Source organism: Paenibacillus provencensis (assembly GCF_042678545.1).
Taxonomy (GTDB): Bacteria; Bacillota; Bacilli; order Paenibacillales; family Paenibacillaceae; genus Paenibacillus; species Paenibacillus provencensis.
This window is the reverse complement of record NZ_JBHTKX010000001.1, coordinates 3,321,046-3,338,026: the sequence shown is the minus strand read 5'-3', so window position 1 is coordinate 3,338,026 and position 16,981 is coordinate 3,321,046. Positions and strand designations below refer to the sequence as shown.

Here is a 16,981-nt window from a genome sequence, read left to right as displayed (position 1 = left end):
TAACAACTGGAAGTAAATTACATTAGGGAACAAAATCAACAAATGAGAGGATTTGCGAAGAAGATGAACAACAACCGCAGCGGTCGTGGAAAAAACCGCCGGAGCAGTGAAGTAAAGACCGGATCAGCTAATGCAGGAGCAGGTAAGGCTAGTGGAGGACGTCTTCAAGGGAAGGATCATCGTGCCGGGAAGACAGGTAACAAGCAGACTGGAGCAGCAACAAGAACAGGGATGCGGCCGCAAGGCGAGGCATCTTTTTCTGCTGGTTCTGGACAGGCAGGAGGGAGCTCTCGAAGTTCGGAGAAGAACAGAAGCCGCACATCTAGAAGAAGTAGAGACAAGAACAGCGGCCTTGGCTCGGGAAGAAATCAGCAGGCATCACGAGATATTGCGGCAGAGTTAGGGCTGCCCGTTGCAAAGAACGACGAAACTGTCATTGAGATCATCGGGATGAATCATGATGGTGAGGGTGTAGGCCGTGCGGAAGGCTATACCTTGTTTGTTGCTGGAGCACTTCCGGGGGAGAAGGTCCGTGTGAAGGTGCTCAAGACGAAGAAGCAGTACGGTTATGCGAAGCTGCTGGAGATCATCACAGCAAGCAAGGACCGTGTCGCTGCACCGTGTCCGATCTATGATCAATGCGGAGGCTGCCAGCTGCAGCATATGAGCTACGAAGGACAGCTGGAATGGAAGCGTCAGATTGTCGTGGATAACTTGACCCGGATCGGCAAGCTGAATGTAGCAGAGATGAAGACTCATCCACAAGTGGATAACTTGTCTTCGGATATGGAAGATACTCACAGTGCTGGGGACAAGCCTGTGTATGAAGGGATTCAAGTGCTTAAGACATTAGGTATGCAGGAGCCATGGCGTTATCGGAACAAGGCACAGGTGCCAATGGGTGAAATCGATGGGGGCCTGATTGGCGGCTTCTATGCCAAGGGCAGTCACCGCATCGTGGACATGGAGCGCTGTATGATTCAGCATGAGCATAACGACGAGGTCGTAGAGCGGGTTAAGCAGATTGGCCGCAGTGTCGGAATTAGAGCATATAATGAAGAAACAGGTAAAGGGCTGCTTCGCCATGTGGTTGTGAAGAAGGCTTTCCGCACCGGTGAGATAATGCTTGTACTCGTCACGAACGGAGACAGCATTCCCCATGTAGAAGCGTGGATTCATGGCATTCGGGAGCAGCTTCCACAGGTGACCAGTATCTGTCAGAACGTCAATACCAAGAAGACGAACGTCATCTTCGGTGATGTTACCCGTGTGCTCTGGGGCAGTGAAGTCATCTATGACTACATTGGGGACATCAAGTTCGCGATATCAGCGCGTTCCTTCTATCAAGTCAACCCGGTGCAGACCGAGGTGCTGTATGGTAAGACGGTAGAGTACGCAGGGCTAACTGGAAAAGAGACCGTCATTGACGCCTACTGCGGAATCGGTACCATCTCACTGTTCCTTGCCCAGCATGCTGAGCATGTCTACGGCGTAGAGATCGTGAAGGAAGCGATTGAGGATGCGAAGAAGAATGCGGATCTGAACGAAATCACGAACGCCACCTTCGAAGCAGGTCCATCCGAGGATGTTATTCCACAGTGGAAGGAGCAAGGGATCACGCCAGACGTGATCGTCGTCGATCCCCCGCGTAAAGGCTGCGACCCAAGACTCTTGGATACGATTCTGGAGATGCGACCGGAGCGTGTAGTGTATGTATCCTGTAATCCCTCGACACTGGCTCGCGATCTACGCGTCCTGGAGGACGGCGGGTTTAAGACGGTGGAGGTGACGCCGGTGGACATGTTCCCGCATACGGTTCATGTTGAGTGTACAGTGTTACTAAAATGGAAGGGTGCCGAGTAGTCGTGCACCCTTCTTTTACTTGTAGTTCAAGAGGTGAAGATCGAATTTAGTCCTTAGAGAGATCGATGTGAAAATGGCATCAATGATGAATTCTTTACTCGTCAAGCAACTTATTTACTTTATCAGCCAGAATCCCACCGCCATATCGGCAAGACTAATGAGAAAAAATAACACTCCGAAAATCCCCATAATTTATTTTAATCGTAAGACTTAAATTTTCTATTTCCCATTCCATTTCCGATGATCTCCTTTTGTTTTAAGGGCTTTCTTGAAATTAGGTCAGGCCGAGTTGCTTCTTTGCTGACTATGGGTTGGCGGTAAATCTGATCCAGGGTCAAGGAACGCTACAGTAAAGACTCTATTCTTCTACTTCTGTTATTAATCGCTACTATTTAACAGTCATGCCTCTAGCGAAAAAAGTTGGTCATACGAATATATACTCGCTGACAGTGTAGTATTATTGGAAGTCTATACAATGTTGGAAGCAACCTGTCGAATAGAGGGATTTCCAGTTGAACTGTGGAATATGTCTAAAGAACTACTTTAGAAGCAACTCGTCAATGAGGGGGGACCTATTTTGAACAAAAAGGATATGTCAGAACGTGATATATGTACGAAATTCATAACTCCTGCACTAGTGCAGTCTGGATGGGATTTACAGAGGCAGATTCGTGAAGAAGTCACTTTTACTGACGGACGTATTATCGTACGCAGGAAGGTAGTAACACGAGGTGAAAAGAAGCGGGCGGATTATATCCTTTATTATAAAGCAAACATCCCCATTGCTATTATTGAAGCTAAGGATAACAAGCATTCGATTGGTGCTGGGATGCAGCAAGCAATCACCTACGGAGATATCCTGGACATCCCGTTCGTCTATTCCTCGAATGGCGATGGGTTTCTTGAACACGATAGAACGGCTACATCCGGGGTTGTCGAGCAAGATCTGGAGATATCCAAGTTTCCATCTCCAGAAGAGCTATGGCAGCGTTATAAAGTAGCAAAGGGTATTGATAATCAATTAGAGGAGACCATTGTGGAGGACTATTATTTCACACCAGAATCCAAAAGCCCTCGATATTATCAACGAATCGCAATCAATCGAACAGTGGAAGCCATTGCAAAAGGACAAGACAGAATCCTTCTTGTTATGGCTACGGGTACTGGAAAAACGTATACCGCGTTTCAAATCATCTATCGTTTATGGAAGTCCAAGTTAAAGAAGCGTATTTTGTTTCTTGCGGATCGTAACATTCTTGTTGATCAGACCATGACCAACGATTTTGCTCCATTTGGAGATAAAATGACGAAGATCAAGAATCGCAAGATTGATAAGGCACACGAGATTTATCTAGCCTTGTACCAAGGAATATCAGGTGCAGAGGATTTTCAGAATGCGTACAAGGAGTTCTCTAGAGACTTTTTTGACCTTATCATCATTGATGAGTGTCATCGCGGCAGTGCAAAAGAGGATTCAGCCTGGCGGGAGATTTTAGATTATTTCTCTGCTGCTGCGCATGTTGGATTAACTGCAACGCCAAAGGAAACGAAGACAGTTTCAAATTTGAGTTACTTCGGAGAGCCGCTTTACACTTATTCATTGAAGCAGGGTATTGAGGATGGTTTCTTGGCTCCATATAAAGTCATTCGGGTGCTACTCGATAAGGATGTCGAGGGTTTCCGACCAACCAAAGGGCAGCGGGATAAATTTGGGTATGAGATCGTAGATCGCGAGTACAACATGAAGGATTATGATAAAAATCTGGTGTTGGAAAAACGTACACAGGCCGTTGCTAAGATGGTATCTGATTATCTAAAAGCGAATAATACTCGAATGGCTAAGACGATCTTTTTCTGCGTGGATATCGATCATGCCGAACGTATGCGTCAAGCACTGGTCAATGAGAATGCGGATTTGGTCGCAAAGAACTACAAGTACGTGATGCGTATTACAGGCGATAACGAAGAAGGTAAAGTCGAATTGGATAATTTCATTGATCCTAATGAATCTTACCCCGTTCTTGTTACGACAAGTAAGCTCATGACCACTGGTGTTGATGCGAAAACATGCCGGTACATTGTTTTGGATTCCAATATCAATAGCATGATTGAATTCAAGCAGATTATTGGTCGTGGCACAAGAATTCGGGAAGATTTCGGAAAGTTATACTTTACCATTATCGATTTCCGTAATGTGACCAAGCTGTTTGCTGATCCTGACTTTGACGGTGATCCTGTTGTTATAATTGATCAGCCAGAAGGAGGAAGCATTCCTCCAGAGGATACGGATAGCGGAGATGAACCAACAGGTGAGGATGGTTACGGTGGTGGTACTGTTGGTGATCCACCAATTGGCGGAGGGGAGGTTATATATGAACCTCCAAGTAAGTATTATGTGCAGAATGTGGAAGTCAAAGTGTTAAATCATCGCGTGTACTACTACGATAAGGATGGTAAACTGATCACAGAGTCTTTAATTGACTATACGAAGAAGAATGTGATGAACGAATACAAGTCGCTCGATGATTTTCTACAGAAGTGGAATGCAGCGGATAAGAAAGAGGCAGTGATTCATGAGCTTGAAGCCCAAGGAATCTTGCTTGATGAACTGAAAGATGAGGTAGGTCAGGATCTTGATCCATTTGACCTCATATGTCATGTTGCCTTCGACCAGCCCCCGCTTACAAGGAGAGAGAGAGCGGAGAATGTCAAGAAGCGCAATTACTTTGCGAAGTACAGTGATCAGGCAAGAATAGTGTTAGAAGCCTTATTGGATAAGTATGCAGATACAGGAATCGAGAATTTGGAAAGTATCGAAGTTTTGAAGATTCCTGAATTTCAGACCTTCGGTTCTCCAATCGAGATTGTGAAGCGATTTGGCGGGAAGCAAGGTTACATGACTGCGATTAAGGAGCTTGGACAAGTAATATATTCAGCATAGACGCATTTTAGGAGGAGCAGCAAGATGTCAGTATCAGCAATTATTAAATCCGTACAAGATACGATGCGTAAAGATGCGGGTGTGGATGGAGACGCGCAGCGTATATCCCAATTGGTGTGGATGGTGTTCTTAAAGGTATTCGACGCCAAGGAAGAAGAATGGGCTATGATGCGCGATGTGTATCAAGCGATTGTTCCAGAAGGTTTGCGTTGGCGGGATTGGGCGATTAATGATGAAGGCATGACAGGCGATGAACTACTCGATTTCGTCAACAATAAGTTGTTCAAAGAATTAAAAGAATTAGAGCTAGACGAATATAGTGACCCCAAGGCTTTTATCGTGAAAGCTGTATTTGAAGACTCCTATAACTACATGAAATCCGGCACTCTTATGCGTCAGGTGATCAATAAGCTTAACGAGATTGATTTTACTATTCAAAAGGATCGTCATATGTTCAATGACATCTACGAGAACATCTTGAAAGACCTACAGAATGCTGGTAACGCAGGAGAGTATTATACGCCTCGTCCTGTCACGCAATTTGTTGTAGATATGGTTAATCCGCAGCTTGGAGAGAAGGTATTGGACTTCGCATGCGGCACTGGGGGGTATTTGACCAGTACAATCGATCATTTTAAGAATACGGGGCAGATCAAAAGTGTAGAAGACAATCAAATCTTACAGGATACGATTATGGGGATTGAGAAGAAGCCGATGCCTCATATGCTTGCTGTCACCAATTTGATTCTACACGACATTGACGCGCCTAAGATCAAGCATGACAACTCTCTAACTAAAAATGTTCGTGAATATCGTCCAATTGATCAAGTGGATGTGATCGTAACGAATCCGCCGTTTGGCGGCATTGAGGAAGACGGTGTGGAGATTAACTTCCCCGAGAAGTTCCGCACGAAGGAAACTGCCGATCTGTTCATGGTACTCCTTATGTACCTTCTTAAAGACGGAGGTCGTGCGGGGATCGTATTGCCAGACGGATTCTTATTCGGTGAAGGTGTGAAGACAGCGATTAAGGAAAAGCTGTTGGAAGAGTTTAATCTGCATACAATTGTAAGACTACCAAATGGTGTGTTTGCTCCATATACAGGGATTAATACTAACTTGCTGTTCTTTGAGAAAGGCAAACCCACGGAGGAAGTTTGGTTTTTTGAGCACCCGCTTCCAGATGGATATAAAAATTACACGAAAACTAGAGCAATTAGATATGAAGAATTCAATTTGGAAAAAGAATGGTGGAATAATAGGACTGAAACAGATAATTCATGGAAGATGAATATTCAGCAAGTAAAAGATAGAAATTACAATCTTGACATAAAAAATCCTAATCGTAGTCAGCAGGAGTTCGACTACAATCCTCTAGAAGCGATAGATAAAATCGCAAATAATGAAAAGAAAATCATTGATATTCTAAATCAAATAAAGCAAACACTTGAGGTAAGAATATGATCTGTTTAAGAAACCTGCTCCAAGAAGTTAGTCGGCGAGAAGTGATTGTAACCGATAAAGAGTATAAAGTATTAGGTGTTCGATGGTATGCAAAGGGTTTGTTTGTTAAACATATTAAAAAAGGCAGTGAGATTCAAGCGAACTATATTTATAAAGTGAACAAAGGGGATTTCATCTATAGTAGGCTTTTTGCTTGGAAGGGGTCTTTTGCAATAGCCACAGAGGAATTCGATGGTTGTTACGTATCGAATGAATTTCCTTGTTTTCTTGTGAAAAATGATCAGATCAGTATCGAATATCTGATGTGGTACTTTAACCAAGAACATGTATGGGACGGTTGTTTAGAGAACAGCGAGGGAAGCACAGCAATAAGTCGCAACAGACTTAAGGTTGATAAATTTCTTAATATTGAAATTCCATTGCCAACTTTTGAGAAACAAGAAGAAGTGGTAACCAAACTGAATAATGTAAACAGCGGTATCATGAACATAATGGGATTGAAAGAGGACTCTGATAAGCAAATATCTCATCTGCGAGAATCCATTCTTCAGCAAGCAATAAAAGGTGATCTAGTACCACAAGACCCGAATGATGAACCAGCAAGTGTTTTGCTGGAGAGAATTGAGGCTGAGAAGGGACAGTTGATTAAAGAGAAAAACATAAAGAAGGAGAAGCCTTTACCGACGATTACGGAGGATGAGATTCCTTATGAGCTACCACAGGGTTGGAAATGGGTTAGATTGGGTGAATTGGGAGCTAACCAAGGTGGTGCAACTCCGTCAAAAAGCAATCCGCATTATTGGGAAGGTGAAATTCCTTGGATAAGTCCTAAAGATATGAAGCAAAAGTATTTAATTAATAGCATAGATAAAATATCTGCGGACGCACTTTCAAACACTTCATCACTTAAGTTAATATCAACAAATAGCTTGTTGTTTGTCGTGAGAGGTATGATACTAGCGCATTCATTTCCGGTTTCTGTTAACAGAGTGCAGCTATGTATAAATCAAGATATGAAGTCATTGACTCCTCATTTCAAGGAAATATCAGAGTTTGTCTATGTTGTATTGAAAGGTAGAAAAAATGCCATTTTACAGCTCGTTGAAAAATCAACTCATGGAACTTGTCGTCTAAATACGGAACTACTATTCAATTTATTAGTCCCACTCCCTCCGCTTAACGAACAAAGACGAATTGTAGAAAAAGTTGATCAATTAATGGCACTATGCGATAACCTTGAGAAAACAGTGGAACAATCTAAGTTGGACAGCGAAATGCTGATGCAATCTGTGATACAAGAAGCGTTTAGTCAGTCTGTAAAGGAACTTAATGTGGTCGAGTTCCCTAAAGCAAACTCTAATGATATCGAAGATTGGGAGATAGCTGCTCGCTCAGACGGAGAGATTAATTCTGAAACAAAGATTAAGATTAAAAATAGAGTAACCGAATTACTCGGCAAATCGCAGCAATGATACCGGCTGATAAAACACGAAAGTTGCTACGTGATTTCGGTATTATAACAACTCCTGCTTTGTGTTTTGATCAAATATTTGAGCATTTTAATATCATCTATGATGAAATGGATTATGGCAATACAAACTATATGGGAAGCCTAATTCGTGCCGAAGGAAAGACAATCATTCTCGTTAATACGGATATAAAGAATGCTGGAAGGATTAATTTCACAAAAGCACATGAACTCGGACACTTTAGTTTGAATCATAAAGGAGAGCATTTTGAATGTTCTCGAGCCGATATGTTAGATTCTACTAGAAAGCCATTTGAACTAGAGGCGAACCAATTTGCAAAAGAATTTCTTCTTCCTGAACAAATGGTCAGGCCAATATCTATGTCTGCACCATTCGATTTTGATACTATCAAAGCAATCAGTAACGAATTCATGGTTTCCAAGCTTGTAACTGTGTTTCGTATACTCGATTTTCATTTAGGGAATTATGCAGTTATTGGTTCTAAATGTGGTGTAATCACTCATCTTGGAATGTCAAAAAGTCTTGTTGGTAGGATTAATCTCTTGAAATTGGGTTCTTCTATCCATAACAAATCATTTGCCAAAGAGTGTCTAATTTCAAATTTTCGAATGAATGGGTATTCATCTATTGATCCTGAAATTTGGATTACAAGAAATAAGTTAGGCTCAGCCATTTCATTGAAAGAATTTTCAAGAGCTGATAAATCGTCCGGAAGTGTCTTGACTCTTCTCAAGGTGGATTTCTTGTAAGATGGGCAAGGTGTCATCCAGTCATTGGACATGTAAGTGATAACTAAGAACGCACTCTTAAGTAGCAATAAGATGTAATGATTAAGCCGACGCCCCTATTCTATTCAGGTCGTCGGCTTTAAAACATTAAGATAAGACTTTTAGTTAATTTTCTTTTCACAGCTGCAAAGTTCGGTAGTTAGGTATTCATTTGATGGAGGTACATCGGGAGTGGGTATAATTTCCCCCGACATAAGCACCAAAAGCAGCTAGAGGGGATAAACGATGAGATTAAATGACGAGATTGTTAAATAGACATTAGACTTTAATAACATTGAATGTACAATAGTATCTAATTTTTGGTGAGGAATTGAAATGTTCTGGGGACATCGTAGAACTACCGAGTGAGAAGTAGCATAGCTTACGTGAATATAATAAGAGCCCTTTTCCAAACGGCTCACTTTGTCACCCTTCTATTAATAAGTTGATTTCCCAATAACAGCCTTAGCCGTATCATAAAGGTTGTCGTAATGCAGAAGTTCAATCTTTTGTTCCTCTTTTGTACGACGCTTAATTCGGTAAGTTTTTTCGTTAAAGTCTTCCCGACGTCCTGCGACAACGACGTAATGCAACCTCGTTCTGTCTGGTATCATAAACTCTAACGGTAATTGATGTTCTGGGTTCTTGTACTTTAGAATAGTTTCTTGGAAAGAGGTATAGTACGATTCGAGCCATTCAGACCAGTCTTTTACTTGTCGAATCCCTTTTCTGAACGCGTCGCCTAAATCACCGTCAGCCAAAGTAATTTTTCCGTATCTTGCCTCTAACTCAACAAAGATAAATTCGTAACCTCCTGAATTTTTACCGATTATCAAGAAATCGACTTGGATGGTTGTACCCAACTTAAGCTCTGGAAATATGAAAGCATCGTGATGCCCAAAGTTGTAATTTTGCAAAATGGAGGCGATTATGAAATAGGCTTTATTCTCACGAATCCAGTTTAAAGCAGTTCGCTCAGGCGTTCCAGGACTGTCTAACATCTCGGCGTATTTTTCGCATAAGGCGTTAAGCTCCGGCTCGTTTTTCAACTCTTCAATGTCTAGATAGTTATTCGGAAAAAGGCTCATGAAATGCCTTGCTGCTTTGGGATACTCTCTGAATAAACTTTTACGTATCCAATTATTTCCTAGTCTGCTCTCCTTTTTCTCATCCCACAGTTCCACTTCATCAATGGTAAGTTGCGTATAGTCTCTTTCGTATATGCTCATGAATGATCCTCTTTTTCAACAGTATTCAATATACCTAATTTTAGCATACTGGCTTTGAGTATCACAATTTAGCATAAAATAAAAACGTCCCGTAAGGCGTCTTTTACAACCAATATCCCTCTACGTCATCACTCATATATAAAAATACACACGTATTTCTTTCGTTTACTTCCCTAATGATTTCGGAGCGCTAAGCGAAAGGGGGGGGACATGCGTATTATTCCTGTGACGGGATTTCGTAACCCTGTCGCTCTAACTCCTGGGGGATAAAGTTAAGGTCAAGCCCGTTAATGTGCGCAAAATTACATTTACTATAAAAAACAAAGTTTTTCCTTTAATTTGGAGAAAGATTTTCCTTTCATGAAGTGGTAAGATCTGGGGTGAAAGGAGGCTGGTACAGTAAATTATGTAAGCGCTTCACATGATCTGAAAATAATTTAGTGTGGGGGGGATTCGAATGAGGAAATCATTTAAGCAGGTCGTTTCCGGGTTACTCGCAGCGGCTCTGCTTCTTCCGGTCAGCTTGTTTGCTCCGGCAGTCAACGCTGCGGATCAAGTGGCATCTAATTCTCAAATTGTCTATCAAGAAACATTCCAGAATGGTCAAGGCAAGGCAACTCAATCAGGCGGCGCCCAGCTGGACATTGTAACAGGCAAGCCGTTCGAAGGTAATAATGATGGAGCCGCTCTAAAAGTCAGTAACCGATCCAATAACTGGGACGGCGTGGATTTCGCATACGGTGACCTTGGTTTGGCGGTTGACCAAGAGTATACGGTAACCGCTTCTGTTTATGTGGACGAGGATCCTGATGCACCGGCTGCCGGGAAAGCTGTCCTTGAAGTTGTAACCAATAAGGGTGTCACTGGATCAGAAGGATACACTGAAATCAGCTCTTCTGACTTTACAGCGGGACAAGGAATAACGCTGTCTGCCGCTCTCTCCGTTACCAGTGTGGACAAGACAGCTCTGCGAATAAAGTCTGATGAAGCAGGTAAGGGTGTCCGCTTCTATATCGGGGATATCACGATCACCCAGGAAGAAGCACCTGCCGAGCCTACTGTGGTCCTTAACCAGAGCTTTGAAGACGGAAATTCCGGTGGATGGGGCAAGCTGTCTTGGGGATCAAACGGGGATACTGCGGTCGTTGACGACGCAGCCTCCGAAGGTACAAAATCTCTGAAGTTCTTCAACCGGGCTGACGAGAAGGCAGTCCCTGCGCTTGTACTTACTGGCAAGATGACATCCGACCGTAAGTATGATATTTCCCTCAAGGTTAGACTCGGTTCAGGAGAAGGTCAGTTCCATTTGGCTTCCAAGATGGATTCCGAAATACTACCTGATGATCAGAAGTATCCTTGGCTTATAGGCAACAAGCTTGTAACCGCTTCCGATTGGACGCTGTTTGAAACCAAGGGCTATGAAATTCCTTCTAGAACAAATGAGGTCATCATCTATGTTGAACCATCGGGTAATACTTTAACCTCGGATATTTACATTGATGAAGTCATGATCACCGATGTGACCCCTGGTCAAACCGAACCGGAGGTTGTAGATCAGTCGGGCATTTCCGCGGACTTTGAGAACGGTCTGGATGGATTCAAAGCACGGAACGGCCGTGAATCGGTAGTCCTATCCCAAGCTGATAATCATACACCTGACGGCACGCAAAGCCTGCTTGTCACGACGACGACACAATATGATGCTGCCTTAGTTGATGCTGCTGGCAAAATGGCAAAGAATCACGAATATGAGCTGTCTGCTTGGGTCAAAATGGCACCTGGCGAAGCGCCTACAACACTTCGTATTAGTGTTCAATATGCTGACATCGGTTTTGCGAATGTATCACAAAATGCAAACGTTACAGATCAAGAATGGGTACACTTAACGGGTAAATATACGCTCACCACGACTCCAAGCGTACTCAATGCTTATATTGAAACAGCAAATAATGACGGCGGCAATCGTACCTTCTTCTTAGATGATTTTGTCCTAAAATATTTGGGACCTGTAGCTGCAGCCCCTCCGATTCAAGAGGATCTTCCGAATCTCAAGGATGTTTACCAAGATGAATTCCTGATCGGTAACATTGTTAATGCGTCTACTTTTGACGAGACTCGGCTCAAGCTTCTGACGAAGCATCACAATGTTGTCACGTTTGAGAATGATATGAAGCCGGATTATGCATATGGCCCTGACAGAGAATTTGATTTTACCGCAGAAGATGCCCTTGTCCAAAGAGTACAAGCTGCAGACCTTGATTTGCACGGTCACGTGCTCGTATGGCATGCCCAGTCACCTACATGGCTTCATACTGCGGACAATGGTGAACCATTGAGCCGTGATGAAGCGCTCGCGAATCTGAGAACACATGTGAAGACGGTTGTTGAGCACTTTGGTGACCAAGTCATTTCCTGGGACGTTGTCAACGAAGCCATGAACGATAACCCGCCTAATCCGGAAGACTGGAAAAATGCATTGCGTAATTCCGGCTGGTTACAAGCCATCGGCCCAGAATATATTGAGGAGGCCTTCCTTGCGGCCAAAGAAGTCATTGACGAAAATGGCTGGGATATCAAGCTTTACTACAATGACTACAATGATGACAACCAGAATAAATCTACAGCGATCTACAGCATGGTTAAAGAGATCAATGAGAAGTACGCCGCAAATCACCCTGGCGAGAAACTGATCGACGGTATCGGCATGCAAGCCCACTACAATTTGGGCACCAGATTGGATAATGTCAGGATGTCGCTCGAGCGTTTCATTTCCTTGGGTGTAGAAGTCAGCGTAACCGAATTGGACATCACGGCAGGTACCAACTCCACAATTACTGAAACAGAAGCCAAGCAGCAGGCCTATTTGTATGCCCAATTGATGGATCTCTATAAGAAGAACAGCGAGTATATTCCGCGTGTCACCTTCTGGGGATTAAATGACAGCACCAGCTGGAGAGCCGAGCAGAATCCAACCTTGTTCGATAAGGATTTCCAAGCAAAAGAGGCATTTTATGCGGTAAGTGATCCTGAGAAATATATGGCGGACAATCCGCCTGAAGAGCTTGAATACAAGAAATCAAGCGCTTACTATGGGACACCAACTATGGATGGCTCCGTAGACAGCATATGGAGTAAAGCTCCTGAATTGAAACTGGATACGAAGCAAATGGCATGGTCAGGTGCTGCAGGAACAGCCAAGGCACTCTGGGATGACAACAATCTGTATGTGCTCGTTCAAGTCAGAGACGATCAATTGAACAAGACCAACCCGAACGCATGGGAGCAGGACTCTGTCGAAGTATTCGTCGATGAAAATAACGGAAAAACGCCGACCTTCCAAGATGATGATGGACAATACAGAGTGAACTTTGAGAACGTCGCTTCCTTTAATCCTGCGGAGATCGCTGAAGGCTTCGAATCAGAAGTCTCTGTTTCCGGTACTAACTACACGGTTGAAATGAAAATTCCTTTCAAAAAGGTTCAGCCTGCGAATAATGCCAGAATTGGCTTTGATGCGCAGATCAATGATGCTAAAGACGGCAACAGAATCAGTGTGAACGCTTGGAACGATCCATCCGGCCAAGGTTACCAGGATACTTCCGTATTCGGTGAATTGACGCTGACGGGCAAACCTTCTTCCGGCGGCGACAATGGCGGAGGAAACAGTGACGGAGGTAACGGCGTATCCAGCCCGGGTACTACTCCGCAGCCTCTTCCGGGCAATGGCTCCGTAATTGTACCAGTAATAAAAGTCGAAAATGGAACAGCCACAGCAACCGTCTCGAGCGACAGCCTGAATAAAGCCATTGAAAAGGCTTCTCCAAGTGCAAATGGCAAGAAGCAGGTTACCATCGACGTGCCGAAGCAGGCAAATGTACAATCCTATGTGGTGCAATTGCCGACTTCAAACCTGCAAAATAACAATAATACTGAGTTCGTGCTTAAGACAGACAATTCAACACTTCAAATTCCGTCCAACATGCTTTCTAATATCATGGAACAAGCAGACGAAGTCTCTATTCATATTAACAAAGTCTCAGCAGATCGCTTGAGTGCAGATGTTCGCGCTAATGTGGGCAGCCGTCCGGTGATCAACCTAAGCGTATTAGCTGGGGATCGTGTCCTGGCCTGGAACAATCCTGCGGCGCCTGTAACGGTATCTGTTCCGTACACTCCTGCTGCACAGGAGCTTGTCAATGCACATCAAATCGTGATCCTATATATTAATGATCAAGGACAGGCTACAGCCGTACCAAGCGGACGATATGATGCCAAATCCGGCTCGATTGTGTTCGAAACAACGGAGTTCAGCACCTATGCTGCAGCTTACGTAACCAAGTCTTTTGCTGATATACAAAATGTGCTGTGGGCAAAACAAGCAATCGAAGCGATGGCTGCACGCGATATTATTAATGGAATCTCTGATGACAGCTTCGCTCCTGCGGCTTCCATCACAAGAGCAGACTTTATCACCGTGCTAGTCAGAGCACTTGAATTGAAGAGTCCGGGCACAAACACGACATCCTTCAGCGATGTACAGCGGGCCGCTTATTATGCACAGGCCGTGGCTATTGCCAAAGAACTTGGTATTGCATCTGGATACGAAAATAACACATTCAAGCCAGATAGCAGCATTTCTCGGCAAGATATGATGGTGCTTACAGCGAAAGCCTTGAAAGCAGCTGGTAAGCAATCTGCCGGCAGCGGAAATCTAGTTCCTTATTCCGATGCTGCAAGCATTTCCAGTTACGCCATGGATAGTGCAGCTTCCCTCGTAGGAAGCGGAATTGTCAACGGCAAAGATGGCAAAATTGCACCAGCCGATCCATTAACCCGTGCTGAAGCAGCGATGGTTCTTTACCGGATCTGGAACATGTAAATGTAAGTGCACCCCTTAGAATAGACATTGGAAAAACCCTGAGTTTAACCGATGAAATTCTAGGGGGTGCATTTTTATGGCTAAGAAAGGCCAGAAGTTTAAATATTATCCAGAGTCTCTTAAGTTGGAGGCTGTTCGTAGGAACAACTAAAAAAGAATATGGATGATAATAATGACCAGCTCATTAGGGTTGAATTTCCTAAACGGGCGGTCTGAGTTAAGTAATAATAGCCAGCCACGTGAGACGAGGGCTTTTCTTGAAAATTGGTTAATGTGGAACAGCCATTTTAGTGTTTAGCTATTTAACAGAATCCCTAATAAAGGGGCTTTTCCCGCATACCGTTCATGTCGAGGAGTGTGGCGGTGATGGTTAAAAAGGGCACGGAATTGTTTCTTCCGTGCCTCTTTGTTTTTCGGGCAGAAATATTTATTTAAATCAATCCTAGAATGTGTAGGTTTCCCCGTCATTGGGAACTAGAACGTTCGAGGAGATTCCTCTATCGTTTATATAACTACTTAACTCTTCCCTTGATAATGTCCAATGATTAACGGCTTCCATATGGATAGAAATAATCTTCGATCCTGGGGCGGCTTTATATACATTGTAGATATCTTCTTTCCCCATGACTAAAGATCCACCTTGAAGAAATTGATTATCTCCTCCATTTACAACAATGGTCTCCGGTTTGTGTGTTTCGATTGTTTCCTGAATAGCTTCATACCAAACTGTATCTCCGGCAATATACAGCGTTTTTTCGCTAGGGTGCTTAAAGACAACACCGCACACATGTCCAGCAAGTTTTAATATTTCTCCTCTTCCGTGTTCGCCCTTTGTTTTGACGAGTTGAATATCTCCAAAGGCTGAATGTTGTTGCAGCACCTCTACATTTTGAAATCCAGCCTTTTCAACTTCTGTTGCGTCTTCTTCATTTTGTACGAACATCTTAGTATCCTTTGGTAAAACCTCTTTAGCCGTATCGTCCCAATGGTCTAAATGCAGATGAGTGACAATCACAGCATCTAGATCGCTGATAATATTGTCTAATGATGCTGGTAAGTCAACCAAAGGATTGTTCTGATCTTGTCGTACCGAATTAGGGAAAGGAGGGTATGCTCCTTTTTCTCCTAAAAATGGGTCGATTAAAAACTTCTTCCCTGCATACTGGACAACAAGTGTCGCATTTCGAATCAGTTGTATTTTCATGTGCAATAAGCTCCTTTTATTGATTTTGCTCAGCGGTGAATGATCAATTACATGTTCCCTTTTTCTCAACTTTGGGATAAGGGTTGATGTATAATTAAATGATAAATAACATCTTGAAAATATTCGATGCTTCCATGAAACACTTTTTTATTAAATCATTTCACGGTGAAAGGATTATTATATGCAGCTCGATCAAACGGATTATCAGATCCTTCGGTTACTAACCGACAAAAAATAAAACAAAGCAGTACGTTGAACGCCGCAAATACGGCTAACGGGCTTTTTAAATCATAGGAGGATACATATACATGTCCTGGAGTAAATTGAAGCAGCAACTGGAGAGTTTCCTTTCTCCTGCGTTAGTTGGAAAGGTCGAGTACCGTGCAACTAGCTACCGCTATTCACCTGATAAATCAGGGGATTGTTATATTACCGTGGATAAAAAGAATGTGCTCAATATGAATGATCGAACGACCTCCATTCGTTGGTATCAGACAGAGCAGGAAATTAAGAGTGATCCCGATCTCCAAATCCCGGTCAGCAATGAAGAGATCGAAGCGGTCAGAATCGATACCAAAGGAACCGTTCCTGAGGATCGTTTAATCGTCATTGCGAGAAGCAGAAAAATATCTGGACTTGCTAAGGACCTGATGTCTGCACAGGCATCATTAAGTAAATCCAATTTTGCCGTTGCAGCAACTAAGTTCTTATCTACTTCAATAGAGGAGAGCATAGAAGGTAATGATATTTTGCTGAATATTCTAGCCTTAGTGGACAGACGAGTTGGGAAAAAGCGGATCTTAAACATGTCCGAGCAGATGAAGCTAAAGCATCCGATTGTGCAGTATTTTTATGAGCTGCGACGTAGTACATTGTAGTATAAAGCTCAAATTGTCCCCTCTTCAACATGGCTACAGTTCAATAACTCTGCTGAACGCTGAAGAGATTAATCTCATGTTCTAGATGATCTGAAATGGGTATTCACAAGCAGCGCTGTCTAAAATGAACAAGATCTACCTTGCCTAATGCATGGTGGGTCTTGTTTTTATTTTAGGAGTAAACCTGCATTCACAACTACATAACTTTACATCTAAATGGATGGACTTCCTCCTTAATAATAAAATAGAAAAATATTGAATTAATT

General features: G+C 43.1%; 9 protein-coding genes. 7 read left to right on the top strand and 2 right to left on the bottom strand.

Annotated features, from left to right (window positions below; all coding sequences use genetic code 11):
• Nucleotides 1–63: 63 nt before the first annotated feature.
• The 5 genes from rlmD (at nt 64) to ACFQ3J_RS15865 (ending at nt 8,507) form a co-directional block, all read left to right on the top strand.
• The gene (rlmD, locus tag ACFQ3J_RS15885) at nt 64–1,863 is read left to right on the top strand and encodes a 23S rRNA (uracil(1939)-C(5))-methyltransferase RlmD (RefSeq protein WP_379293188.1); all 1,800 of its coding nucleotides are present in this window, start codon (nt 64–66) and stop codon (nt 1,861–1,863) included.
• A gap of 577 nt (nt 1,864–2,440) precedes the next feature.
• The gene (gene hsdR, locus ACFQ3J_RS15880; protein WP_251582611.1) at nt 2,441–4,804 is read left to right on the top strand and encodes an EcoAI/FtnUII family type I restriction enzme subunit R; all 2,364 of its coding nucleotides are present in this window, start codon (nt 2,441–2,443) and stop codon (nt 4,802–4,804) included.
• A 24-nt stretch (nt 4,805–4,828) separates the two neighbouring features.
• Nucleotides 4,829–6,268: a class I SAM-dependent DNA methyltransferase gene (locus tag ACFQ3J_RS15875; RefSeq protein WP_251582609.1), complete on the top strand. Its 1,440-nt coding sequence runs from the start codon at nt 4,829–4,831 to the stop codon at nt 6,266–6,268.
• Nucleotides 6,265–7,740 (top strand): restriction endonuclease subunit S, encoded by a 1,476-nt coding sequence (locus ACFQ3J_RS15870; RefSeq protein WP_251582608.1) that lies wholly within the window; start codon nt 6,265–6,267, stop codon nt 7,738–7,740. Before ACFQ3J_RS15875 ends, ACFQ3J_RS15870 begins: the two co-directional genes overlap by 4 nt.
• Nucleotides 7,737–8,507 carry an ImmA/IrrE family metallo-endopeptidase gene (locus ACFQ3J_RS15865; RefSeq protein ID WP_251582607.1) on the top strand — a complete coding sequence of 257 codons (771 nt, stop codon included), beginning with the start codon at nt 7,737–7,739 and terminating at the stop codon, nt 8,505–8,507. Before ACFQ3J_RS15870 ends, ACFQ3J_RS15865 begins: the two co-directional genes overlap by 4 nt.
• A 455-nt stretch (nt 8,508–8,962) precedes the next feature.
• Here the strand turns inward: ACFQ3J_RS15865 and ACFQ3J_RS15860 are convergent, their stop codons facing one another.
• Nucleotides 8,963–9,754: a Shedu anti-phage system protein SduA domain-containing protein gene (locus ACFQ3J_RS15860; protein ID WP_251582606.1), complete on the bottom strand. Its 792-nt coding sequence runs from the start codon at nt 9,752–9,754 to the stop codon at nt 8,963–8,965.
• 457 nt (nt 9,755–10,211) lie between these two features.
• On the opposite strand from ACFQ3J_RS15860, the gene ACFQ3J_RS15855 reads away from it, so the two are divergent.
• A complete protein-coding gene (locus ACFQ3J_RS15855; protein ID WP_251582605.1) occupies nt 10,212–14,633 on the top strand; it encodes an endo-1,4-beta-xylanase in 4,422 nt (1,473 codons plus the stop codon).
• Between the two features lie 442 nt (nt 14,634–15,075).
• Here the strand turns inward: ACFQ3J_RS15855 and ACFQ3J_RS15850 are convergent, their stop codons facing one another.
• A complete protein-coding gene (locus ACFQ3J_RS15850; protein WP_251582604.1) occupies nt 15,076–15,837 on the bottom strand; it encodes an MBL fold metallo-hydrolase in 762 nt (253 codons plus the stop codon).
• A 308-nt stretch (nt 15,838–16,145) separates the two neighbouring features.
• On the opposite strand from ACFQ3J_RS15850, the gene ACFQ3J_RS15845 reads away from it, so the two are divergent.
• Nucleotides 16,146–16,715, top strand: a complete 570-nt coding sequence (locus tag ACFQ3J_RS15845; RefSeq protein WP_251582603.1) for an SF0329 family protein — start codon at nt 16,146–16,148, stop codon at nt 16,713–16,715.
• The last annotated feature ends 266 nt before the right edge of the window (nt 16,716–16,981 follow it).